The organism is Candidatus Acidianus copahuensis (genome assembly GCF_000632495.1).
GTDB lineage: Archaea > Thermoproteota > Thermoprotei_A > Sulfolobales > Sulfolobaceae > Acidianus > Acidianus copahuensis.
In genome coordinates, this window is the sequence record NZ_JFZT01000036.1 from 1 (window position 1) to 24,791 (window position 24,791).

Sequence of the window (24,791 nt, forward strand, 5' to 3'; positions counted from 1 at the left end):
AAAAAGTACTGGCTTTTTCTGGTTTTTCTCTTTTTCCTTCTCTTATTACAGAATATATGACGAGTAACAACACGGTAGTTACTGAACCTATGAGCAAAGCCTCCTTAGGCATTCCTATAAAGACTACTAGAAGAGCTACTATTGAAATTACAGGCAAATAAGGATAACCAGGGGTTTTAAATGTAGCGTTTGATCCTTTTCTTCTAAAGTGAATTACCGCAAGGGATGTGACAAGATAGGAAAAGAGGAGACCAAAGTTACTTATTGCGGCTATAACGTAGACATTACCAGCAAAAAGAGTAACAAAGCCAATTATTGATGAGATTATTACTCCTGAAGTTGCTACATCCTTAGATTCGTTATAGTTCGTTACTAGCCTAGGTAGTAAACCATCAGAACCCAATTGATAAAGCATTCTAGAGGAAGTCAATATCATAGCTAAGGTTGCGGAAGTTGTTGCCATTAGAGCACCGATGTCTACTACCAAAAGCAGTACCTGAGGAGCGTGGGAATATGATAAGGCGAAAGACAGGGGATCTGCATTGATTTTAAAGGCGCTAGCTGGCGCTAAAGCCATCAAGGATATAGCAACTAGCACATAAAGTACAATACTTATAACCACTGAATACACTATGGCTTTTGCAGCTCCATTTCCTCCCCCTTTAACATCTGATGCTATTGTTGAAACGCTTTGAAATCCAGAGTAAGCGAAAATTATTCCTTGCATTGATTCGAAGAAACCATATCCCGCGTTCTTTGGTATAGTGAAGTGTGACAGCGGTATCTTTACTAGAATAAGAGAAAAAACTATAAAAATTAAAAGTATTAAAACTTTTACAATTACTAGGAAAAAGTCAGCTTTTGCCGCCTTCTGAACCCCTAACAAGTTCAGAATAGTTAGCACGATTATCAAAAGGATCGCAAATATCCTAGGATAATCTAAACCGATTATTGAAGAAAGGTAGGAACCAAAGCCTAAGGCTATTGCAGCTATACTAGATGCATAGCTAAAGTAAAGTAAAAGCCCACTTACAAAACCTATATGGCTTCCGAATGCTTCATAGGCGAACGAATATGAGGAACCTTTAAGGTTAGGGTAAAGGGATGTTAATTCGCCTAACTCAAAGGCTAAAATTAGCGAAACAAATCCAATAAAAGCGAAAGCAGCAAGAGATAAGGAACCTGCTAGAGATATTACAGTTCCGCTTAATACAAATATTCCAGAACCTATTATTGCTCCTAAACTAACAGAGGTAGCGTTAGCAACGCTAATCCTTTTTGACATTTACGATAAGATAAAAGATGTAAAATAAAAGACTAATCTACTTTGGTGTTTGTAAGTAGCAAGCCCTTGAAAGTAGTTTCACTTAAATCGTGACGTTTTTATGTATTTCATGATTTTTTCTCTTTCAAAATGCCTATATTTTAAAAACACAATATTAACTTGTCCCAAATGTGAGTGAATATACTAAAGAATGGACTGTGAAAGGGTAAGAGGAACTAAAGTTGTGTAAGTTTCCTCACATCCTCCCTCGGTAGTGTAGGTAGGATTATCCCGCAAATGGATCGTGATGATGAATGTTGACCCAGAACATGGTGAAGTGCAAGGGTTTATGGATATGATAGAAAGTTCGTAAAACTCAAATCCTTTTAAGATAGAGAATAAAGTAGGGTTTGACTTACATGGATTTATTTATCTAGCATTTATTTCTTCGAATCAAAGTTTAAAAATGAGATCAAATTATTACAAGCTCATGAATAGTTTATTTTCATCAATTCTTGCAGGTTTCCTTGCAGGTTTATTCGACATCTTCTTCTACATAGGAAACGTAAAAATATTTTCCTATATTTCTTATCATATTCTAGGTATAAATTCCATAATTCTGGGGATCATACTTCATTTGATAGCATCGATAGTAATCTTCGCCATAATTATAACTATTTTGAATATAGTGAAAATTGAAGTTGGAAGCGCTATTTCAGCATTAATATTAGGTATAATGATTGGTTCATCTGTATTAGCCCTATTTAGTTTGCCAATTCATCTTCTTGTTTTTCCCATTAGCTTGGATATCACTTACGTTTTATCCCATGTGTTTTATGGTATATTAGGTTACTTAATTTACTATTCCCTTATCAAGAACTCAAAAAATTAGGGGTTTGAGTTTTACAGAACATTTATTGCCATGTCCATAAAGCCCAAATCCCATTTACTTTACCTTGTATAGCGCTAAGAATTACAGCAGTTATTATTGGCCAATATATCCTTTTTTACATATTATTTAAAATCCCTATATAGAACCTTTATCCATTATAGAAGTATATAGTGAAAAAAAATAAAAATAATATACATAGCCCTATATATTTTACATACAGAATTCTTATATTTCCATTCAAATATCATCCTTTAGACAAATATGAAGGGTATATTTGAACCGTTAGATGCAAAAAAACTAAGTTGGTTTCACTTAAAGTCAATGATAACTACCGGACTGGGAGTTTTTACTGATGGATATGATCTATCCTCAGTAGGTATAGTTCTTCTACTCGTATTAGGCAGCTTTGGAATAACTAAAGGTTCTTCTGACTACAGTCTTTGGATATCATTAATATCAGGAATGGCTCTAGCTGGAGCAGCTGTAGGAGCAGTAATCTTTGGTCAGCTTTCAAACAGGGGTAGAAAGACTTTTTATGGAATTGACGTAGCTTTGATGACTATCGGAGCGGTAGCTCAAGCATTTGTCTCTACTCCATTTGAGTTAGTATTAACTAGATTTATTTTAGGTCTTGGGATTGGAGCTGATTACGTTCTCTCTCCATTGATAATGGCGGAGCACTCAAATGCTAAGGATAGAGGAAAGATCATTGCGCTAGGTTTTGGTTTATTTTGGGGCTTTGGTGCTACTACAGCAGCAATTATTTACTTGGCATTATCTAGTCTTGGTATACCCGCAGATATAATATGGAGAATTGTATTAGCAGCTGGGGCAATACCTGCAGTTTCTGTAATATATTTAAGGAGGAAAATCCCTGAGACTTCGAGATATTTAGCTAGAATAAAGGGTGATGCTGAAAAGTTCAAGGAAGTGGTAAAGGAAATCACTGGAAATGAGATAAAAGTTTCAAGCAATCTAAAAGATGTTATGTCATCATCTACTTATTTTAAGACGTTCTGGAAAACGTTCTTAGCTGCATGCGTCTTATGGTTCCTTTTTGATATTGTTGCATACTCTAGCATCCTCTTTGGGCCATCATTGATCGCAAAAGGTTTAGGAATTAATCCAGGTATATTCCAATTATTGATCGAGGCTTTATTTGTTGTTCCAGGTGGAATGATAGCTCTAACATTTATTGACAGAATAGGGAGAAGACCTCTCCAGATAATCGGATTTATAGGGATGGGTTTATCTCTGGCGTCCTTTGCGCTATACAAGGATCTAAGTGGAGCTGCATTTTCAGCTTCCATCGCTTTTGTGCTATACGCGTTACAACATGTAGCAAGTCAGTCAGGGCCTGGTTCTATAAGCGCGGCCGGCATGCTTGGAGTAGAATTAGCTCCAACAAAAGTTAGAGGAACTGTACAGTCCTTAACTGTTGCGTCAGGAAGAACAGGCGCTACATTAACGTCTTTTGTATTTCCAGCACTGTTTGCAATATATGGAGAGTCATTTGCTATCACGTTTCTATCTGTTATAGCGTTTATAGCTGCAATAATTACCTTATTATTTATACCTGAAACAAAAGATAAACCATTGGAAGAATCTTCAAAGGAAGTAAGTGTATTGGAACAAAGATGATGATTTTTTTTTTCTTTTGTCACAGATCACTTTTTTATCTTTTCTTTTATCCTGGAATTATGTGTAGAATGTTTGCTTATAAAGGGGAATCGATGGAAGATCTTCAATCCCTCTATTTAGCGCTAAGTGAATCAGCAAAAAATGATAATATAGCTAAAAACTTTGGCATAAATCCTGTTCACGGTGATGGTTGGGGATATGTAATATATAATAGGCAAACAATTTACACATATAAAACAGAAAAACCAATTTTTTCAGATTCTATCTCAATCCCAACAATCACAGGAGAGTTTCTGGCTATCTTTCATGCCAGACAAGCTTCAGACAAGACAACAGTATCCTCAATTTTTTCTCATCCTTTCTTCGGTTCAGATCAGCGATATCTCTACTTTTTTGCACATAATGGACATATATCTGAAGAATCTTTAATGAAAGAACTAAATTTTTCAGGAAAAACTACAGATAGTGAAATGGCCCTTCAATATATAACAAGAAAGGGACTAGAAAAGGCCTTGCCCGAATTGGAAAGAATGACGCTATCAGCCTTAAATATTCTTATTTTAAGAATAGATAAAAGTAATGGAAATGCAGAAGTATTTTACGAAAATTACTATTTGAATAAGGAAAGATCTGAGTACTATGATATGTTTGAGGTAAAGCTAAGTAAAGGTAACGCAGTTGTCTCCTCCACTCTTACGCAACGCTTTAATGAGAAACAAAAGGTAGACTTTGGAAAACTTGAACAACTATAACTTAATGATAATATATAATAGGTATTCTACAAAATAATTATTATGAAGTTTTCTTCCGCAATCTACAAAAAGATATCTTCAGCAAAACTCGATAGCCTTTTAAGGCTAAATAACGATTCCCTTCTTTCCTTCTTGGATGAAATGGTCTCCATATGTGAACCTGAGACGGTCTATATAGTTGAGAACAAAGATGATGCCGAATACGTTAAAAGGAAAGCTATTGATACGGGAGAGGAGATCCCGTTAAAGGTAGAAGGCCATACAATTCACTTCGACCCTCCACAGGATCAGGCAAGAGCTAGAGACGACACCTTTATCTTAGGAGAAAAGATACCGTTCGTAAATACAAAACCTAAGGAGGAAGGATTAGAGGAAGTGCTATCATTACTTCGTGGATCAATGAATGGAAGGGAAATGTTTGTTGGGTTCTATTCCCTTGGACCAAGTGGATCTCCTAGAAGATTTTTAGCAGTTCAGATTAGCGATTCACCTTACGTAATTCACAGCGAAAATATTCTGTATAGAATGAGCTTTTCCGACTTTAAAGGTAATATTCCGTTTTTTAAATTCGTCCACTCTAAGGGCGAGCTCGACATAAAAAAGAGAAGAATAGTAGTCGACATTGAAAACGAGATAGTTTATAGCGTTAATACGACCTACGCTGGCAATAGTATAGGACTAAAAAAACTTGCCTTAAGGCTAACGTTAAATAGAGCAATAAAAGAGGGATGGCTCTCAGAACATATGGCAATAATTGGATTGAGCGGAAAAGATAGAGATCATTATATTACAGCGTCTTTTCCCTCAGGATCAGGAAAGACAAGTACATCAATGATAGGGAAGCTCATAAGCGATGATCTTGCAATAATTTTAAACATAAACGGAGAGATGAGATCTTGGAATCCTGAAATAGGGGTCTTTGGAATAATACACGGAGTAAACCAAACTGACGATCCAATAATCTGGGACGTTCTTAATAGCCCTGGAGAAGTGATCTTCTCTAACGTACTAATGAAGGATGATGGAACAGTATATTGGCAAGGAAATGGAGAGAAAGAGCCAGATAAAGGAATAAATTTTGCAGGAAATTGGTGGAAGGGAAAAACTGATAAGAATGGAAATATAATACCTCCTAGTCATCCTAATGCAAGATTTACAGCCCCTATTACCTCCTTCAAAAACGTCGACTTAAATTACGATAATCCTAAGGGAGTTGTAGTAGAAGGGATAATATTTGGAGTTAAGGACTTTACGACTCTAGTTCCAATAGCTGAAGCGTTTAATTGGGAACATGGAGTAATAACTATGGGCGCTTCAATGGAATCTGCTAGGACTTCAGCAGTAGTTGGAAAAACGGATGAGATGGAGTTTAATCCAATGGCCATAATAGACTTTATGTCGATTCATATAGGAAAATACTTGGAAAATTATTTAGCGTTCGGAAAATCCTTAAAGAACCCTCCAAAGATTTTCGGAGCAAACTATTTCCTCAAAAACGAGAAAGGGGTTTTCCTAAACAGTAAGGATGATAAGAAGGTGTGGCTAAGCTGGATAACAAAAAGAATAGAAGAAAAAAGTGATGCAATAGAAACTCCAGTAGGTCTTATTCCAGTATATAGTGATTTGAGAGAGATCTTTGTAGAAGTCCTAGGAAAGGAATACACAAAGAAAGATTACGAGACTCAGTTTTCCATAAGACTAACCAAATATAAGGAGAAGTTTGAGAGAATAAGGGGTATATATTCAAAAGTTGATGGAATGCCGGATGAGGTTAATAAAGCCTTAGATGAACAAATAGAAAGGATTAACAAATACATAAAGAAATATGGAGACGTAGTATCTCCTTTTAACCTCTAATTTTTTAATTATCTATTACCGTTTTTTAGACTTTTCCACTTAATATATTCCAAGACTTTAGGTATGTTTATCCCCATTGGACATACTTCCTTACAACCTCCTGAATGAGCGCAAAGGAGCGCAGGCTTTCCATCTCCATTTAGTACATACGACCACATGGCACCCATTGGTCCAGAATATGGGGGGTCTCCCCATTTTGAACCTAAAGCTCTGTAGATTGGACAATGGAAATGACATCTCCCGCACCTTATACAGAGGAGGGTGTCTCTTAGAATAGGCTCCTTACTCGCTTTAAATCTGCCATTATCAACAAGAATTAGATGAAACTCCTTAGGTCCATGTGCAGGCCTAACTCTTTTGTTTTCTATATCCCCTGTAGAACTGGGTCCTGATGTTACATTGATATAAGTTGGCGGATATAAACTGCCATATGCGGCTTGTACCATTGCCTCAATCAAGGCATATTCAAGAGTAGGCAGAATCTTGTCAACGCCCGTTATAGCTATATGTATACTAGGAGAAACTGTAGTAAACCTTATGTTTCCCTCATTCTCTACGAGAACTATTGAACCAGTATCTGCGGCAACGGCGTTAGCTCCAGTTATACCTATGTTAGCAGTAACAAACTTCTCCCTAAGAAAATCCCTTACTTTAGAGACTAATTCTTCATGGGTAGAGTTCTTATCAACTCCTCCTAGCTTGCCTTCGAGAAGATCCCCAACCTGCTCCTTCGTTAAGTGGATAGCTGGAGCGATTATATGAGAAGGTGGATCGTCTCTTAATTGTATTAAAAACTCTCCTAAATCAGTCTCCCAAACCTCATTTCCCTTCTCTTGTAGGAACTTTCTTACTCCACACTCATAGGCAACCATAGATTTTCCTAGGATAACTCTTTTACCGCTTCCGACTATTTTATAGACTATCTCCCTAACTTCCTCTGGTGTAGAGGCTAAGTATCCTGTTCCCCCATTTTTCTTTACCGACTCGAGAGTTTTTTCAACATATTCTTCAAGGTTATTAATTACTTCTTTCTTTTTATCTCGTAATCTTTTAGCTAAATCAGACAGATATGGATGTTCTTCCAATATTGAATAAACTCTTGGAATGCTATTTTTCATTGCTCTTTCAACAGCTTGATCCCAACTCATAGTATCACCTCTGCTAGATCTAGGACTTCGCCACTAAAGTGAGGGGAAAGAGTCACGTAACATATTGGGCAAAGAACCAATAGTTTGTTTCCTAATTTTTCTAAGTCCCTGGTCCTATTTGATGCAATTTTTTCACTTACCTCCCGATCTACTGGAGCTAATGGACCACCACAACAAGCCGAAGTGTCCTTTCCAGTAATCATAGGATCCTCTATCGTCTTTATTCCAGATCTCTCTATCAGACTTCTATATTTCTCTCTAAGCCCTAAGAACCTTGAGTATAAGCATGAGTCATGCACAACATATTCTCCTTCAACTTTTTTTGGAGTAACAAGTTCAAGGTAACTTATAACTTCAACTTCGAATTGAGTAAATTCTCCATATCTAGTTAACGCGTTATGAGTATGAGGGTCTACAGTAATTACCTTCCTTATACCCTTCTCCCTAAATAATGATGCTACATGCTTAGCCCAATCAGAAAATTCATCAAGTAGACCTAGCTCTAGCAAAAGAGCACCGCTATACGGTTCTTCCTCATAAAGATAACCTACATTTATTCCAGACTGTTTAAGGGAAAGCACTATGTTATTGAGTATCCTATAAGATCTTTGGATCTGCTGTTGAGTAGGCTTTAATAGCCTTGACAGAGGCATAAGGGATTTTAACTTCTCAGCACTAGGAAGAAACTTACTTAAAGTAGGAACTATAGGCTCAATTTGATACATACAAGAAGTGAAGATTATGGTATCAGACTTTCTGGGCAGATCTTTCGCCCAACCAGTACACACTCTAGGATCAGTAGGAAAGGGCATTCCTTGTGTCTTCAAGTTCTCAACAATCATCTTACCGAGAAATTTTATGTTATTCATAGTTTTATGTTAACCAAGCCAATTATAAGGTTCGATCCTAAACAGTTTGATCTCTGATGAGGCTAGGATATATTAAAATAATTCTATTTAATAATAAAAATGAATGACAAAAGATCTAATATGATCATTTATATTGAAAGTAAGTTCTAGACTATACAATAACTTGAACACGCAAGGAAGGTTTTTAAATTATAATGACAGAATTATACTTATGAAAGTCGAAGATGTAATGAATACTATTATAACAGCGGTGAAGTCAGAATCCAATTTAAGAGAAGTTGTCATTAGTCTAGCTAATACCCCTTGTGGAAGAGTTTTGGTGTTCTCAGAGGAAAAACCTGAAGGAATCATAACTTCTAGAGATATTTTAGCAGCATTCTCAGAATATGGAAATGATGCATTTTCATTAAGGGCTAAGGATATCTATGGTGGTGAGATAGTTTCGGCCAATCCAAAGGATGAAGTAAGGGTTGCAGTAAGGAAAATGATTTATGAGGGAATTGGAGGATTGCCAGTAATGGAAGGTGATAAAATAGTAGGAATGTTTACAGAAAGAGATGTTGTCAAAATTCTGGCCAAAGTAAAGAGCTTGTCTATGGTAGATTCTGTCATGACTCTAAATCCTCTTGGTATAGATATAGGGTTAGACTTGAGGGAGGCTGCTAGAATAATGTATATTTCAAAGATTAGAAGGTTGCTTGTAAAGGACGAAGAAAAAGTTGTAGGATTAATAACTGCAGCCGATATAATTAAGGGTCTTGCTAGAGGAATAACAGAAGTGGAGAAAATAGTTACAAGAAATCCTATAACCGTAACTAGGAATTGCAAGATTAACAAAGCAGCGGAAATCATGACAAAGAAGAGGATAGGTTCCCTTGTAGTTGAAGAGAAAGGTATTGTAGGTATTCTTACAGAGAGAGATTTACTATATGCATATCTAACTGAAAGCATGTTACAGTAGCGATACTATGCTTTTCCTTAGAGATGAAATAGAGATATCAAAAATTGAACAGCCAGCTTACAACCGAAAGCCTCACCTTTGAGGCGAGGAGGAGGTCAGATAACTGCAAAGAGGACAAGTCCTTTAAGTATATGGTTGGTCTTCTACTAGTCTGAGTTCTCACATATTTTTATCTCCATCTGAAGATCTTCCTAGTTTCATAGAAACTGACGTCGAGTAAGCGAAGAAGCATAATCGAACGTAATACTACTTCCTTCGCTTGTATGTCCTTGCTAACTAGGAAGTTGTAGTTTTCCTCATTTCTACTTGAAGTTCAAGTTACGAAGGGAATTTACAATCATTTCATAAAGTCTTGCGATCTTCACCCTTGTCGTCTCAAAATTTTAGATCCTTCGCCTTTTTAGAGAGATATTGTTGGTTCTTTCTGAGTATCTCTAGTCTTTCATAACTCCTACGTTTTTCCAAGTAATTTATTTGATGCTGTTAAGTCTGTATACGTGAAGTTTATACTGATAACTTCGTTTGTCTTTCTCGATGTGGGGGAACCATATCTCTCGACAACGAGGATCGCGTATATTTTACCACTCTTATTTACCTAATAATAACACATTTTACCTAAATAAGATCAGAATAAAGAGTACAAATAACTTTAATTCATATATAGTTCAAAATATTGTATATATTTGTGAAGCAAAGAGATTTTCAAGGGAAGTTAGTTCCCAATGTGAAAGAGGGAAGAAAAATGCTACTCCTTCATATATACCCACAGATCGGGTAGAAATTACAAAGACAAAAAAAAAGTTCAACACCAACTTCTTCCACCTAAAAATTCAAGGTAAGGATAAATAGGGAATTTCTACATTACTAGGGGTGTTTATCTTGACTCTGTATGACTTTAACCTTTTTCCTCACTTTATAAACTAGATTGATGATGTTAGCGGGTTGTGCGAATAAAACGCTAACTTGATACTTTTAACTCTTAACGTTTGTTCATTAGCGTAGAATCTAAATCGGAAAGCTACCGTGGACTTCGCATTATTATGTGAAATAGACTTCGTATTTTTCGGAAGTAAGCTATTGATCATCCTTACAGTCTTCCGCGCCTTTAACCCTCAGATAGATAAAAAACTTCGATATTCCGTCAAAAATCTTAAATTTAGATATTGGATCTAGCCAATTTTAATAAATCTAGAAAAATCATCATTCCTTCTTATCAAAAAAATTAAGTTGAAATAATCACATTCACATAAATTACTGAACCGTTAGCTAGGTATACCATTAATCTTATAGTACTTCCGGAAGGGTATGCAAGTTGTTGAGGAAATATAACATTTATGTTATTCACACCTTGAGCTAAGAAGTTTGGTTGAACTTGTGAAGCGTAAATACTAGTTCCCTCAATTATAACAGAATTAATTGGGATTGAAGAGCTAGAATAAATATTAAAGCTAGCAGTATTTCCTTTTGCTGTTCCAGTTCCGACTTGATAAGCTTGTACTGGTTGATATTGTACTGGTCCTTGTCCATAATATCCACCACTTGACATCTTATCAAGTATGCTTCCTAAACCTAGATAAGTCAGTATAGCTCCTATAAAAGGGATGAAGATCCCTATTATTCCTCCAGCCTCAACTAGCCCACTGTTATATTTTGAACCTACTAGGAAAAAAGCTATTCCGAGCAATATATAACCTATTAACGCTATGAAAGCTCCCACAACGACGATTTCTAAAATTATACCAATAATTAAAAGGATTACTGCCGCTTTACCTAAACCATTATTTAAGCCGTCGAAGCCAGCGTACATATAAAATATCATTATTACTGCGAGTATAATTGAAAGAATTATTAATGCTATAGCTCCGCCTATACCTCCTAGTACAAATCCAGAAAGAGCTCCTATTGGACCCGCAACCAAAGCACCTGACAAGGCAGATCCAAAAACTAGAAATATGAATACAAATTCTAGCAAACCTTCTATTATAAATATTAATGTTCCTGTCCTTAATTTTTGAATGGCTTGTCTGTCATCCATCATATTTTACTCGAAAAATATATGTAGAAAATAACTAATAAATTTTATCCTATATCAAAGCTCTTAAAAATAGTTTAAGTAACATATATGGATCTGTATTAATACTCCAATGTAGTAGTTGAGTGTGTATATATTAATATTTAAATAGAACAAGGTTTTTATATAATATACTTTACGTAATTAAACATATGGAAGGCATCATTTGATTTGAATTAAGCTCGTCTGTATCCTTAAAAGAAATATCACAAAATAAAATAAGATCGTGTATAAACCTAAACAATCTGAAAATATGTAGAATGGTTTATGTAATTTCTTTAGGTGACTGTCAATCTTAAACTTACTTTGATTTCTCCTCCCTTAACTCCCATTAAGATAAATTGTAGTAATCTAGATACCATAATCCGAAATATAAATTCCTCTTACTTTCAATTAATTACCAATTTTATCTATTATTTAATTAGATTTTACTAGTTTAAAAATTTTTACCGTGCTATATTTATTTTCCCCTTTAGAAACTTTAACATAGCTCGTATGCCTCTTCAATGACCTTTTTTGCTAAAGTTTCGGGCAATGCGGTTTTAAATCTATAGTTCTCATGTATTACATGAACCTCTAGGTTATTCGATTTTTCTCCTTGAAGATCGAAAGTAAGCATTTGTATAGTAACAAACTGATCTCCCTGATCTCTACCAGCCTCTGGATCCCCTTGAATTAGTTTATCCCCTACTTTGAGGAAAATTGAGTTATATATTCCCTTTAATGTTTTAAATATTTCACTCAGTTCCTCATAGTTTTCTGCATATATATAAAGAGTGGCCTTAGCCTTTCCTCCGCACGGGATCCATGAAGAGTAAATATTGATTTCTCTCTCTATCTCTTCTCTTGTGCTTAACTTGTCTAAGTAAACCATCTCTTGAACTTGTTGCTTTACTGTATCTTTGTTTTCGAAGAGTAGTGACATCTTATTTCCTAGCTCTATTCTTCTTTCCTTCTTTATTTCAGCAGATCTCTTTATCATCTCGAATCTCATCTTTTCGTATTCCTTCCAAGGAATGATTTCTTCAGGAGTTATTTTTGCCACTTTTTATCGCCTCCTTTAACACCGTTATTGGGTGTAATGGATTCCTCCCACTTGCCTTTTTTATTTGAAGTCCAGCTAGTGGACATTCAGTAGCAAATATATCAGCATTACTTGAGGAGAAAGCTTCCATCATCTTCCTTCCAACTACTTTTGCCTTTTGATAATTTCTTAAACCCCATCCTCCATCAATGCCAGAACAGCCTTGTTCTGAAACTGAAACTTTCGCCTTAACTGATCTCATCAACTGTATTCCAGGCATTCCTACTCCTAAATACTTTAAATGACAAGGAGTATGATAAAATACTGTTTTTGGAAATTCTCCCTGATAACTGAGCTTGCCTTCCTTTTTTAACTTAAGGAGATATTCCATCGCATCATAAACCTTTATTGTGTCTTTATCTAGAACGTTCTTGTATTCCTTGAAAAGCATCAACGTACAGGTGGGAATTGGAGAAACTACGTCAAATCCTTTCTTTGTGTATTCTTCTATTATGTTTTCGTTCCTTGTGGCGTTCTTTTTCAATCTCTCTGCATCTCCTACATCTAACATAGGTGCTCCGCAACATACAAACCTATTATCTAAAACTACCTCTATCCCAAGATCTGTGTAAACGTCTAATAAGTCGTTCCCAATTCCGGGGAAAAATTCCTCAACTAAACAAGTTGGGAAAAGGACTACTTTAGCTATCGGTTTCTCAACTTTTTTAGGCTTACTTATTCCCTTATCTGCAATTTCTAGTTCTGGAGCTTCAGGATCTATTCCCATCAGTTTTTTGCCTCCTTTTAGAAAACTCTTAGCTAATGGTCTGACAAGTCTTCCCGCATCTAAACTTTCAAACAGTATATCCTTTAGAGTCAATCCATTCTTTGTCTTATAGTACAGCCAAGCCCAATCCATTAGATGTGGGAAGTCCATATTGAACTCGTGAGGAGGAGTGTATGGACAATTTACGAAGCACATATTACAATGAAAACAGTCGGAAGAAACGTCAAAGAGATCGTCCAAAGTGAGATTTTGAGGACCTACTTTATCTGTCTTCTGAAATAGTTTAGGAAATGCTGGACAATAATTAAAACACCTTCTACAACCGTGACAAACGGATGACTGTCTAATAAATTCAGACTTTAATTTTTCCTCATTAAAAAAATTGGGATTATCTTTATTTAAGGTATACATTTTTCTCCCTTATTGTCCTTTTAGCTGTTTTAATGCATTGGTAAACTTTTCCGCGTGGCTCTTTTCGGCTCTAGCTAAAGTCTCGAACCATTCAGCAGCTTCATCGAAACCTTCCTCCCTAGCAACCTTTGCAAAACCAGGATACATTTGTGTCCATTCATATGTCTCTCCAGCAATAGCTGATTCTAACATCTCCTCTAAAGTTCCGATTGGCTTACCAGTAGCTGGATCTACCGAACCGCCTTGTCTTAAGAAGTCAAGATGTCCAAATCCGTGAGCTGTCTCTCCCTCTGCTATATTTCTTAGTAAAGTTGCAAGTTCTGGATATCCTTCCTCGTCAGCCTTCCTAGCAAAGTATAGATACCTCCTATTAGCCATTGATTCTCCGTGAAATCCATCGAAGAAGTTTTTCTCCGTTTTTGTTCCTTTAAGACTTTTCATGTTCTCTATAATATCTTCTAAAAGGGAATATAAAAAGTTTTCCTAATTAAGTTTTCATATTATTTAGGATACAATATCAAAGAATAGTAACTATAGTTTGATTTCAAGAGCAGTTATCTTTTTGAGGGTTTTTGAGTAAAGATGACTTTATAGATGAGGGCTAAAATAAGATAATCTATCTACCTATTATAGATCATATATGATATTTTTGTATGTATCAAAGATATTCGTTTTCAAGCCTCTATAGACACTACCTTTTGCCCCTAGAGGGCTTTATGTTATTTAGCGTATTTTACTCCTCTAGGAACTTTCTTCTCACCCACACCTTTCTTGATAGCATAGCTAACTCCAATGTTGGATCAAGGAATCGGGATAAACTGCACGGATCCCTGCGAGTATCACCCTACACCTTTGTGCAGTGCACGGCATTGATGTGTGATTCATCATAAAAATTTCCTAAAACACATCTGAAAACCTTTAGCTACCCTAGAATCAGAAACAGTTTTACGACCTCAAGCAAAAAAGTTATAAATCCTGCTTGATAAATTCTGTTCCTCTACTTCTTGCCATTAATCCTCTCAATTATGTAAGGTGAGACATCATTAGGTAAGTTCTCAATCTTCACATAATTTTGAATGATAATGGTCCCTTTCAGTTCAGATAAGAATTAAGTGGAATAGGCTTTAATTCTTCATAAATAATAAGATATTTCACTTTGTAACACTCATATTGAGCTTACACCGCCAGTTTGATCTCAAGAATTAAACAAAGGTTTAACTTCCTGTGGTTATTTATAATTTGATGAGACCATATCTCATTGCTCACAGAGGATTAGCTAACGCTCCTGAAAACACCTTGCCATCTTTCGAAATGGCGATAAGGGAAGGAATTGACGGATTTGAATTAGACGTCCAACAGACTAAAGATGCGAAAATAGTTGTTATGCATAGCGGATCAGTAAACCTTACCACTGATGGAAGAGGATTAATTAAGTTTATGACAGCAGAGGAAGTCAGGAGTCTTGACGCTGGGATAAAGTTTGGTTGGAAAGGTATTAAGGTTCCATTTTTAGAGGAAGTTCTGGATAAATTTGGAAATAGCTTAATAGAAATTGAGATAAAGCATGGATCTAGATTTTATCCCAACATTGAAGAAAGAGTTCTTAAAACTGTAAAGGATAGGAAAATGTTAGAACAAGTGAAATTTATATCGTTTGATATTACTGCTATACATAAGATTTTGAGATTAGAAAACAAGGCAATAACGGGTTTAGCTGTAATAGGAAGGCCCGAATGGTATCTAAAAATCTTGAAAAATTTGGGAATTACTTGGATTCATGTTAATTATAGGGTAGTAGGGAACCTGGAGGGAATACATAAAGAAGGAATAATGGTTTCTGCTGGAATTGTTAACGACGAACGAATTATCAGCAAAATGATAGATATTGGAGTTGACGAAATAACTTCAGACTATCCTGATAAGTTAAGCAAGTTTAGATCAGGAGAAAGGTTTACATCGTGGACTTAAAAGTCATCTCCGTATTCTTATATTCAACAAGTATCTTTTATTAGTAACTTTTAGATTTTTATCTTTTTCACCATCTAGATATTCTTGTTACAAAAGAAGTTGCAAAGTCTTTTCACTTATTTTTTGAAGTATATAGATGAAAGTCACACGGAACCCGTTCCAGCTAAAACAGCCTCCACTATAAAATAGCAAAATGGGCAAAGCCTTATATAAAGCCTTAAAATATGGCTTATATCTTTCACATTTAGTATATAAAAAATATTTATTCTAAATTATACTATTTAAATAATAGATAATTTTCCACATCTATCTAGTCTCAAAGAATAGAACTATGAATTTATTTTCTTGCCAATTATTTCGAGATTATATTTATTTTTTTTCTAGATAAGTGACTAGTACTATTGAGTAAAAACTATTTAAATTAAATAGGCAAATTTATAATTAGATTTTATCTTGTCTGAGAAAAAATTATCACTAACTTTTTATTCTTTTTCTAGTCTCTATTGCCATACACCAGTTAGTATACTAGTACACTAGTAAACTCATGCTATAGAAAATTTTGTCCCTTAGGCTATATCATTTCTCTTAGACTATGCTAGATCAGATGCTTTAGTTATTACCATGATCAATCACGAAAAAATTTAACTATACAGTGAGATAATTAAGTAGCCTAGTAAAAAATGGTAAAATGTAAATATTTTTAATACATAATTTTAGATAAAAATATTTATTTAAATTAAATGTAATAATATAAATATTGATAATATTAGTTACTTATAGTAAGAGCAACAAAAATCTAACTCGTAGAAATAAAGGGGTAGTTGAAACGCTTATCACATTACAATAGTTCGCGTAAAGCCTAAGAAACCTCTTTCAATATCCCAAACTGGCATGTTTCTTCTCTCCTCAATGGCTCATTGTTATCCTTTTAATTCAAACTCATGATCGAATTAATCTACAAACTAATGATGGAAAAATCTTAAAAATCATATTATCATCTTAGGTTTTATCTTGAACTTCCTGTAAATTAAAATAAGGAGAGAAGGCGCTAGGAAGTACCAAAGCAAAGAGGTCTCAAGTACTGCAGCCATTGCTAAAGCAAAGCCTATTTCCTGTAGAATAGCAGCGTTAACGAGGGTTAAGGAACCCATAGTCCCAGCAAATATCAGACCAAGAAAGACTATTGTTCTTCCTATTGAACCTACAGTAATTGATGCAGCTTTGTCCATCGGAGCCCCCTTTTCCATTTCTTCATGGATTCTAGCAACAAGGAAAATGTTGTAATCCATTCCAATCCCTATTATTATTGCAACTAGGAACAAGGGAATTATAGCAAATATCTGATATCCAAGAACTGAGAAAATTAGCTTTTCTACGCCTAATGTTATTGCTACTGCTGACATAATTGTTAGTATTATAACTCCTGATATAGAGAAAGATCTAGTCATTACGAAGAGAATTATGTACATTGTAACAGAGATAAGTAAAACTATCTCAGCAAAGTTTGTCTCCACAAAGTGTAATATATTATAGGCATCAACTGGTCCTCCTCCTACATAACCTACGTTTAGACTTTCTATTTTCTGTACGATTGAGAAAGCCTGAGAAGAAAACGGCGAATACTTTTGATTAACGATGAATAGGGCATATCCATGAGATAGATATTGTGTATAATTATATTGAGATAAATTATTAAATGATATTAAACCTCCATAGGGAGAAACGGAACTCTGCACCGATGTCACTCCGTTTATCCCTTGAATTTCTTTATATATAGTAACTAGATGCTGATAGGTCGAATAGTTAAACCCATGTACAGGTATAACAACACATATTGGAAAAACGTTAGCAGTTGTAAATTGGCTACTTAGCAAATTAACTCCTTCTGTTGCCTCATTCTGAGGGAGAAGGCCGAGTACATTAAAGCTAAGTTGTGTAGTCATTGCGACAGCTGCAAAAATGACAACTGCTGTCAAAATTATACCGGCCTTTAATCCAGGATAATTTATCTTCCTCTCTTTAGGTGGATTTTGCTTTATCTTATAAGGGAAGAAGAGCTTGTCTCCTACTCTCGAAAGTATTGCAGAGAAGAATGTAATAGCTGAGAACCAGACAACAACTACTGCTAACATCTCTGCAATTGCAGTATCAGAGAAGAACGGAATATTATATACATAAAGGAAAAAGAAAGAAAGCATGACAACCAGAGCGGTTATGGTAACGGCTTTTCCTCCCCACTTTATTGCCTCTCTAGATGCATCGTCCTTTCCTTTCCCCTTTCTCCTCTCCTCTATATACCTACCTGAGATAAAGACGACGTAATCTGTTCCCAATCCTAAAGCCAATAAGAGAACTTGACTTGGAGTTAGAAAATCCACAGTTATTCCTAGAATTTTTATTACAACTCCCCATATGAGAACTGAAGCAATAGTGAAGGCTGAAAAGTAAATTCCTAAAGGAACAAACGCGGCTACGAATGAACGGAAGTATATTCCTGTGAGTAAAATAGCTAATATTATTCCAACTGGAATAGCTATCGAAAAAGCTGAGGTAGCCAGTCCCTTAAGGGAGTGGGAAACAGGTTCACTACCAGTTAGTATAACCTTGGAATGAAGCTTAGATGAAAGGTAATTGGCGAAATTTTCAGCCTGGGAGTAGGTTACATTTCCCTTAAGTAAGACCAAGTAATATTCTCTTAAATAAAGGGCGTTACTTATGTTACTTATCGGTTCTACGAAAAAGTATCCCTTAGAAATGATAGCTGAGATATTGGTCATGTTGTTAACAAGGACTTCCCTTAGCTCTCCCCTGTTTAATTGAAGAATAGGGGATACATTAACGTAATTTGATAGTAAAATAGAAGAAATATAGCTTGGAGAAGTATTGAACAAAAGTTCAGCCAACTCCTTAGATGTCATGTTTGACTTAGAAAGAATAGAGGAGAGGAATGTGAGTTTCTGGGAGATTAAGTAAGCAGTTAAGTTTCTCTCCTCTCCTTGAAGAAGAGAACTAAAGAACCATGTAGGTAGTTTTTCCTCTGCAGAAGTCTGGTTTATAATATACTGAACCACCTGACCTTGTGTTAGGTTACCTACTTCTCTTATCAGGTTTAGGGGAATGGATTCATTTGTGATCTGATAAACATAAGAAGTCGAAAAGGCATATGGAGTTTCATTTATGTTAAGAAAGACTTCATGTATAAAGGGCTTATAATTCTGTGGTGCTTTATCGTAGACTATTTCGTAAGATGCGTTAAAAGCATTTCCAGTCTGCATCAAGTAATAAAGTATTGGCTCTGATATTCCGGTCTTCTGAGAGTAGATCTCTAACGTAAATGAAAGTGGAGTTGTGTTAAAAAGCGGGGCTAGAATTGTTAGGGGAAGGCGATATGTTACATTAAGATAATTTATGGCAAAAAGATAATATGGAAAAACTTCTCGAAAGTTTGTGAGGTTAACGTATTCCTCTAGAGAACTGATAAAGTTGGACTGAGTCGAGTTAAATACTCCTTCTTCTTCCATCACACTAATAGACGATAAGATGGAACCTTGAGCCCTCTTAAGTGGGTTTACTACTGTAGAGGAGTTCCACTCATGATAAAACAGGTTAAAGTAATTTAATTCTTTTGTGGAGTTAATTAGGCTTACTACTTTCTCATACGCATATTGGTTAGCCAAAGTTACGTTATGAGTAGAGTTATACACGCTTTCCCAATAATCCAAAAAAAGAAAAGGATAGTAATTTAAAAATAATGAGAGTTCATGAGCCGAAGAGTTAACGTTTTCTTCACTTGTTTTAATTCTCGAAAAAGATGAAATATTCTCATCCATGTAACCCTTCAAGAGTTCAAGCTTTTGTGTAGTATTTGTTATATTTTCTTTGACATCTATAAAACTCTTTTCCACTTTTTTTACTGAAAGAGAAAGATTCTGAGTCTTTTCTATTGTAGAGTTGAGTTTTTTCTGTTCAGCCGTTAGATTACTTAAAAGTTTTATTTCCTGAACTGAAATATTATCCATTATTTTTGTCAGGTTCACGTATGCTGGATAAGCACTACTAATATAAGAGGAAATAATTGACCTCTCCAAAGTATAGTAACTGAGAACGGACAAGTTGTTAAAGGAAGTCAATTTTGATAGAAATACTGCATCCTTACTTACATTTCCTTGAATTACCACTACTGCCCCTGACTCAGATGTACCTGACAAGTTGAAATAGTTTGATACTATATTTTCAGCTCTGGCTGCAGTACTACCTGGAATTGAAATAGCTATCTGATATGAGACAGAACTAAAGAAAAGCGAAATGAAAGGAATGGAAAGAAGGATCATTACTATCCAAACTATAACTACTAAATACCAACGCTTTTGTATAAATCTAGCGAAACTATCATTCATGGTCTCCGATAGATATATCTAAATTTAAGCATTTCCCAGAAATGGCACATTAGATCTCATGGTTTCTGGTACAAGTTTAGCGTGAGTTGAACATATATTCATAGGATATTTAGGTTTGATCTTTACGGACAGTTATTGTATAGTTATTGTCATGTCCATAAAGCCTTGGACTTCACCACGTTCTGCTTCCATCATGAACCATTAAGATGTAACCTCCTACACCTATCTTCACTACCATTCGTTATAGCTTTTCTTCCATTTTAAGAAGTGGTTACGTACTTTCCTGCTTATCATGGGTTTCAAGGTTTGCTTTTTTCCTCGTTTCTATTGAAGGATCTTTATCCTGGCAAGCTTAAACTTGTCTTATCTAACTTTAACGCCTCGTTATGGTTAAAAATATTGGTTCCCTTTGAAGGGATTCTTAAAGCGTTCTACTAAAAATTTCCCCATGAAATGGAATCAGTAACCTGTATGGAAGAGAGATTAGCCTTTTGTAAGATTCAACTGCTTTCTCATAATCCCAGCAGAAGAAATCTAATGGAGGACTTATCTTATCAACATTTCTTACTGCGTCCCCGACTATAAGGATCTCTCCATCAAATAAGGCTATATGTCCCCTTGTATGTCCTGGCACGTGAAGGACTTCAAATTTTCCGATCCTTTCTCCTCCCTTTAATTTGACGTCAATCTTAGGTATTTCATATTCCAAAGAACTTATCCTTCTCATCGTATCCTCAAAATCTCGTTTATCTACATCTATCTCTTTTCTAACTTGCTCGTAAGATATTCTATAGTTCTGCTTTCCAAAAACCTCATCTTGATGAGCGTAAACCTTTGCCTTAGATATTCTTCTAATCTCTTCAGCGTTTCCAGCGTGATCCTCATGTGAATGAGTGATTACTATATCAGAAATGTCCTCTAAGGAGTAGCCCCAAGCCTTGAGATAGGATTCTATATAGTCTAAATATCCTGGTAAGCTTGTATCAACTATCATTAATCCACCGCTAGGTCCATCAGTGAGAACCACATTATGATTTAAGTTTCTTCCAAAAAAACCTCTCTCGATAATCTCGGCTATCCTAATCCTAGTTCCAGGGACTAGAATTATTCCTCACCTGAAAACTTTGGTATCAAATCTATTGGAGGTCTAATCTTTTTCTCTGGAGAGTGGAAAGATTTTCCGTCAATAGACATTACCTTCTTGGCTATTAGATCACAGTACTGACACTCCTCACATGACCTAGTTTCACAGTCATTATGTCTAAAGAACTCTAGCCAACTTTGAGGAAACTTAGAGTTATCCACAAAAATCCTAGTTAAAACGTCGTAATCCTTCGGACCTCCTATTTTTTCCATAACTTTTGGAACAGCTCTTCCTTGTGGATAGCTCACTAGATCCAAAAGGTTACCCTCATATTTCCTTTCAGAATAAGCCTTTACATCCCTAACTATCCACTCAGTTCTTTTATTTCTCCCAGCAATCTTAAAGCGATCAATTCCAATCTTTTCATAAAACTCAGTATCCTCTGGTCTTATCCACCTCATCCTTATTATGTTTGCGTAGTCATTAACTACGTCAGTAGCACAGAACATAATCGGATATTCAAACCACGCTTTCATCTTTCCTGAAGAACTCTCGGATGAAACAATGTCATGAGTTCTCCTATACGGGCATCCCCAAAGACAAGAATTAGTAGCGATTACTTCTATATCGACTCTCCCTATATAGTTTTTAGAAAGAGATTCTAGAAGTTTGAAGTTCCTGTTGTCATCTTCATGAAGAATTACTGTGTCTGCTCCTAGGTTAACGTATTCTTGAAATTCCCTAATATTGTAGACCCTAGCATAAGAGGAAATTGAGACTTCCATTGATGGATATTCCCTTTTTATATATTCTGCGAGAAAGGGTAAAGCTACGATAAAGCCATCAACTATTTCTGAAAGTGTATCAACTTCTTCCTTTAACTGTTTGTGAAACTTCTCTACGTATTCCCTTCCATCAAGAAGTGCAGTATTCATTGTATATAGGAACTTTATACCTTGTTCCCTAGCTATAGAAGCATGTGTTTTTAACCTCTCTCTATCAACTTTAGGCAAAACAAATGATGCCCTTCCGTGACCTGTTAGAGTTACTGTTTCACTTCCAAAAAGGTACTTTACTGGATAACCCTTTATCTTATCTATAAGGGAATCATCGAAGTTTGTCCCAACTACAAGTCTCATGAGAGAAAGTGGAGTTAATATGTTTTAATAATTGACAAGAATACATTAGCCTTGTTATATTTAACGGGGTTTCACTATAACCTTCACAGAAGATGTTTAGAGTCGTGAACTTTTATGATGTTTATCAAATCTTAGTCTTTTCCACGTTTTGAGTAGAGATCCTAGTATAGATTGTTTCCAATCTTCGAGACGCTCCTAGATTTTTGTCGCAAATTTATAAGGAGGACGTATCCGAATTCCCCATTCATTACTCCTTTAACAATGACTACGCCTCTTTTCGTTTCCTAATATATTGACTACGCCTACCACTTCTCTTAATTAGATTCTTGAGATAATCCTATCGATATGCTTTTTCATAACTATTAGGGACTTTTAGGAAAAGGAAGAAGTCTTCTCGAATCTATGGCCTTTATTAAAATAGGACTTGGAAAATAAGACTTGGGTAAGGAGATAAGGATACAACTATTTGCTTGAGATATTGTGAGTTTTAGGGTTTAGCTTTAAGGATATTTATTGCCCTATAACCCTTGGGCTTTATCACGTTCTAGTTAAAACTCGCCATCAAGATCCATTAGTAGCCCTCCATTGAGAGGATGTGGGAGAAAACCCACAGTTCATTAGTCTTTCGTTCTTTTATATTTCGTCATTCAGATCTACCTTAATTACAATTGGGAATCAATATACTTTTTTGATATGTAAACGTCTATGGGAAAAACAAGGCATAAAATTATGGTCTAGTTGAAACTTTTAACTAGGGCCTTTCATCAATTACTAACCAACAAGATGATTTGATCATAATCTTTTTGATGCTTCCTTGTATACAGGATCTAGAAAAGCGTAATCCTTTATTATACTCATCTTTTCTAAGTTTCTTAGAATACTACTTAGTGTTCTTGTGGATATGCTCCCCTTCTCTTTCTGCATTAGACATCTTTCTACTTTGCTCCATGTATTTTCACCGTCTGCTATGCATTTAAGTACTATCAAGTATCTATGAGATAATCCTTCTAAACTCTTCAATTCAGCTAAAGATATATTAATTGCCATCTCCTTGATTTCATCAAAGTCTCTCTTCCTAGAATAATCTAAGCCAAATAACGATAGCCAACCAACTATTCCATCGAATAGTTCATATGCCTTGTGTATTTCCCTTTCGCTAACTTTAGCTCCAAGCTCTTCAAAGCCCTTCCTAAGAAACTCCTTTGAGTTAGCCTCATCAAACCTCTGAAGATTAACTTCTACAGCATGTCTACCATAAAGTGGAGAAGAGGGATCGTCTATCCTTAAAAAGTCTAGAAGCGTTCCAACTTCTGAACCCGTGAGTATAAATGTGATTTTATCATCATAGTCATAGGCATGGGCTATGGCATTTTTTACTTCCTCAGAGAGCGGACCTCTCAAGTTCTGAGCCTCGTCCATGGCAATAACTATTCTCCTTAAGTTTAGTCTATCGAAGAGTTCAGCAATACTTAACGAATCTCTTCCCTTCCAACTAATTTCTACTTCATTACCCAGAATTTTTATACCCCTTAAACCTTTAAGAAGTTCCAGTACTTTCTGATCCCTTGGTAACGATCTTGCTAGTAAAGAATAAAGTTCTCCTCTCGAATAATTTTTTCTCAAAGATCTTAAATCTAAAATAATTGATGATATACCACTTTCCTTTATTGCTACATTTAGCACAGAGGTCTTTCCTATCCTCCTAATCCCTAATAGTAAGATTAAAGGAGAGTCCTTTTCTATTGCGTCGATGATCTCCTGGAGTTCTTTTTCTCTGTCATAGAGATCTTTTCTACTTTTTTTAGGTCGATCTGAAAATAACAACTTTCGCCCCGAAAGTTATATTTTACCCCGAAAGTTATAAATCTTTAAGTAGTAAATAGGAAGAGTTTTTCCATACAGCATTTATCTTGATGAGAGTAAAAGATATCCATAACAGTAAGGATATGTTACTCACCATAACGTTGTAGGTCATTCTTGCGCTAATGAACAAAGGTTAAAAGATAGACCTAGCTAGTGTTAGCGCGTAAGATGCATGACCCCTAGAGTGGATATCAGTCTACTTCTATGAAGAGATATGAAAAAGGACAGACAAAAGGGTTAACACAGCTAAGTCTAACTTAGGAAACAGACGAGCAATCAACTCTTATTAAATTTGTTCAAAGCGTTAATGTTTTCAATACTTCGCTTAAAATTTCACGTTTTATTCATGGTACAAAGGTGAAGAGTTTAAGGGATATAACGTAGATCTTACGCCTTTGCTTATAGTAGTTATTTCTAGTGGATGAGGAAGATGTTAAGATGTCAAAGGAGAAAGCGGGGAAGTAGATCAGAAGTTAATCCAGCATGTATACATCAAGGTTCTATCCACGTTATAGTTATATGAAAAAGAAATCATTTCTATTCTCGATTTCTACTTTTATCTAAAGTCTTATCACGCGCTGGTTTAGACCCACCCTTTATGCTACAAAGTTAAATCTTTCTATACTCTATTGTGTTTTGAACTGAAGGAGAGAAAAATCTACC

The 24,791-nt window shown here is 35.5% G+C and carries 17 protein-coding genes; 6 read left to right on the plus strand and 11 right to left on the minus strand.

Translation table 11 applies throughout. The features are described 5' to 3' along the window. On the minus strand, window positions 1-1,285 hold a 1,285-nt coding region (locus tag CM19_RS04405; protein ID WP_048099250.1), incomplete at its 3' end, for an APC family permease. Between the two features lie 445 nt (window positions 1,286-1,730). On the opposite strand from CM19_RS04405, the gene CM19_RS04410 reads away from it, so the two are divergent. From CM19_RS04410 to CM19_RS04425, 4 genes are all read left to right on the plus strand, one after another. After that, a complete protein-coding gene (locus CM19_RS04410; protein ID WP_235185618.1) occupies window positions 1,731-2,156 on the plus strand; it encodes a hypothetical protein in 426 nt (141 codons plus the stop codon). A 261-nt stretch (window positions 2,157-2,417) separates the two neighbouring features. Beyond that, entirely contained in the window at window positions 2,418-3,797 is a 1,380-nt protein-coding gene (locus CM19_RS04415; RefSeq protein ID WP_048099252.1) for an MFS transporter, read from the plus strand. A gap of 92 nt (window positions 3,798-3,889) precedes the next feature. Further along, entirely contained in the window at window positions 3,890-4,549 is a 660-nt protein-coding gene (locus CM19_RS04420) for a class II glutamine amidotransferase (RefSeq protein WP_160164865.1), read from the plus strand. A gap of 42 nt (window positions 4,550-4,591) precedes the next feature. Next, on the plus strand, window positions 4,592-6,406 hold the full coding sequence (locus CM19_RS04425; RefSeq protein ID WP_048099254.1) for a phosphoenolpyruvate carboxykinase (GTP): 1,815 nt from the start codon (window positions 4,592-4,594) through the stop codon (window positions 6,404-6,406). Window positions 6,407-6,414: 8 nt separating this feature from the next. Here CM19_RS04425 and CM19_RS04430 read toward each other — a convergent pair whose 3' ends face one another. Together CM19_RS04430 and CM19_RS04435 are read right to left on the minus strand one after the other, a co-directional pair. Next, the gene (locus CM19_RS04430) at window positions 6,415-7,554 is read right to left on the minus strand and encodes an LUD domain-containing protein (RefSeq protein WP_048099255.1); all 1,140 of its coding nucleotides are present in this window, start codon (window positions 7,552-7,554) and stop codon (window positions 6,415-6,417) included. After that, entirely contained in the window at window positions 7,551-8,423 is an 873-nt protein-coding gene (locus CM19_RS04435; protein ID WP_048099256.1) for a heterodisulfide reductase-related iron-sulfur binding cluster, read from the minus strand. The genes CM19_RS04430 and CM19_RS04435 overlap by 4 nt, the downstream gene beginning before the upstream one ends. Window positions 8,424-8,634: 211 nt before the next feature. On the opposite strand from CM19_RS04435, the gene CM19_RS04440 reads away from it, so the two are divergent. Then, complete coding sequence (locus tag CM19_RS04440; RefSeq protein ID WP_048099267.1) at window positions 8,635-9,384, plus strand: CBS domain-containing protein; 750 nt, start codon at window positions 8,635-8,637, stop codon at window positions 9,382-9,384. Between the two features lie 1,222 nt (window positions 9,385-10,606). Here the strand turns inward: CM19_RS04440 and CM19_RS04450 are convergent. The 4 genes from CM19_RS04450 to CM19_RS04465 all read right to left on the minus strand — a co-directional run bounded on the left by CM19_RS04450 (window position 10,607) and on the right by CM19_RS04465 (window position 14,118). Then, the gene (locus tag CM19_RS04450) at window positions 10,607-11,422 is read right to left on the minus strand and encodes a DUF973 family protein (protein WP_048099258.1); all 816 of its coding nucleotides are present in this window, start codon (window positions 11,420-11,422) and stop codon (window positions 10,607-10,609) included. A gap of 514 nt (window positions 11,423-11,936) precedes the next feature. Beyond that, a complete protein-coding gene (locus CM19_RS04455) occupies window positions 11,937-12,500 on the minus strand; it encodes a DUF3501 family protein (RefSeq protein WP_048099259.1) in 564 nt (187 codons plus the stop codon). Further along, window positions 12,481-13,677: a heterodisulfide reductase-related iron-sulfur binding cluster gene (locus CM19_RS04460; protein ID WP_048099260.1), complete on the minus strand. Its 1,197-nt coding sequence runs from the start codon at window positions 13,675-13,677 to the stop codon at window positions 12,481-12,483. Before CM19_RS04460 ends, CM19_RS04455 begins: the two co-directional genes overlap by 20 nt. Before the next feature lie 9 nt (window positions 13,678-13,686). Further along, a complete protein-coding gene (locus CM19_RS04465; RefSeq protein WP_048099261.1) occupies window positions 13,687-14,118 on the minus strand; it encodes a rubrerythrin family protein in 432 nt (143 codons plus the stop codon). Window positions 14,119-14,919: 801 nt separating this feature from the next. Between CM19_RS04465 and CM19_RS04470 the strand changes: the two genes are divergently transcribed. Further along, on the plus strand, window positions 14,920-15,645 hold the full coding sequence (locus CM19_RS04470) for a glycerophosphodiester phosphodiesterase (RefSeq protein WP_048099262.1): 726 nt from the start codon (window positions 14,920-14,922) through the stop codon (window positions 15,643-15,645). 986 nt (window positions 15,646-16,631) lie between these two features. On the opposite strand, the gene CM19_RS04475 is transcribed toward CM19_RS04470, so the two are convergent. The 4 genes from CM19_RS04475 to CM19_RS04490 form a co-directional block, all read right to left on the minus strand. Beyond that, on the minus strand, window positions 16,632-20,042 hold the full coding sequence (locus CM19_RS04475; RefSeq protein ID WP_048099263.1) for an MMPL family transporter: 3,411 nt from the start codon (window positions 20,040-20,042) through the stop codon (window positions 16,632-16,634). A 421-nt stretch (window positions 20,043-20,463) separates the two neighbouring features. Continuing rightward, window positions 20,464-21,036 (minus strand): MBL fold metallo-hydrolase, encoded by a 573-nt coding sequence (locus CM19_RS04480; protein WP_235185619.1) that lies wholly within the window; start codon window positions 21,034-21,036, stop codon window positions 20,464-20,466. A 110-nt stretch (window positions 21,037-21,146) separates the two neighbouring features. Then, window positions 21,147-22,265 (minus strand): peptidase U32 family protein, encoded by a 1,119-nt coding sequence (locus CM19_RS04485; RefSeq protein ID WP_048099265.1) that lies wholly within the window; start codon window positions 22,263-22,265, stop codon window positions 21,147-21,149. Between the two features lie 792 nt (window positions 22,266-23,057). Continuing rightward, complete coding sequence (locus tag CM19_RS04490) at window positions 23,058-24,089, minus strand: AAA family ATPase (protein ID WP_048099266.1); 1,032 nt, start codon at window positions 24,087-24,089, stop codon at window positions 23,058-23,060. Window positions 24,090-24,791 lie beyond the last annotated feature (702 nt).

Excerpts from the sequence above, each read along its gene's own strand:
- CM19_RS04410 (WP_235185618.1), top strand. The coding sequence starts at position 1,731 with ATGAGATCAAATTATTACAAGCTCATGAATAGTTTATTTTCATCAATT.
- CM19_RS04415 (WP_048099252.1), top strand. The coding sequence starts at position 2,418 with ATGAAGGGTATATTTGAACCGTTAGATGCAAAAAAACTAAGTTGGTTT.
- CM19_RS04420 (WP_160164865.1), top strand. The coding sequence starts at position 3,890 with ATGGAAGATCTTCAATCCCTCTATTTAGCGCTAAGTGAATCAGCAAAA.
- CM19_RS04425 (WP_048099254.1), top strand. The coding sequence starts at position 4,592 with ATGAAGTTTTCTTCCGCAATCTACAAAAAGATATCTTCAGCAAAACTC.
- CM19_RS04430 (WP_048099255.1), bottom strand. The coding sequence starts at position 7,554 with ATGAGTTGGGATCAAGCTGTTGAAAGAGCAATGAAAAATAGCATTCCA.
- CM19_RS04435 (WP_048099256.1), bottom strand. The coding sequence starts at position 8,423 with ATGAATAACATAAAATTTCTCGGTAAGATGATTGTTGAGAACTTGAAG.
- CM19_RS04440 (WP_048099267.1), top strand. The coding sequence starts at position 8,635 with ATGAAAGTCGAAGATGTAATGAATACTATTATAACAGCGGTGAAGTCA.
- CM19_RS04450 (WP_048099258.1), bottom strand. The coding sequence starts at position 11,422 with ATGATGGATGACAGACAAGCCATTCAAAAATTAAGGACAGGAACATTA.
- CM19_RS04460 (WP_048099260.1), bottom strand. The coding sequence starts at position 13,677 with ATGTATACCTTAAATAAAGATAATCCCAATTTTTTTAATGAGGAAAAA.
- CM19_RS04465 (WP_048099261.1), bottom strand. The coding sequence starts at position 14,118 with ATGAAAAGTCTTAAAGGAACAAAAACGGAGAAAAACTTCTTCGATGGA.
- CM19_RS04470 (WP_048099262.1), top strand. The coding sequence starts at position 14,920 with ATGAGACCATATCTCATTGCTCACAGAGGATTAGCTAACGCTCCTGAA.
- CM19_RS04475 (WP_048099263.1), bottom strand. The coding sequence starts at position 20,042 with ATGAATGATAGTTTCGCTAGATTTATACAAAAGCGTTGGTATTTAGTA.
- CM19_RS04480 (WP_235185619.1), bottom strand. The coding sequence starts at position 21,036 with ATGATAGTTGATACAAGCTTACCAGGATATTTAGACTATATAGAATCC.
- CM19_RS04485 (WP_048099265.1), bottom strand. The coding sequence starts at position 22,265 with ATGAGACTTGTAGTTGGGACAAACTTCGATGATTCCCTTATAGATAAG.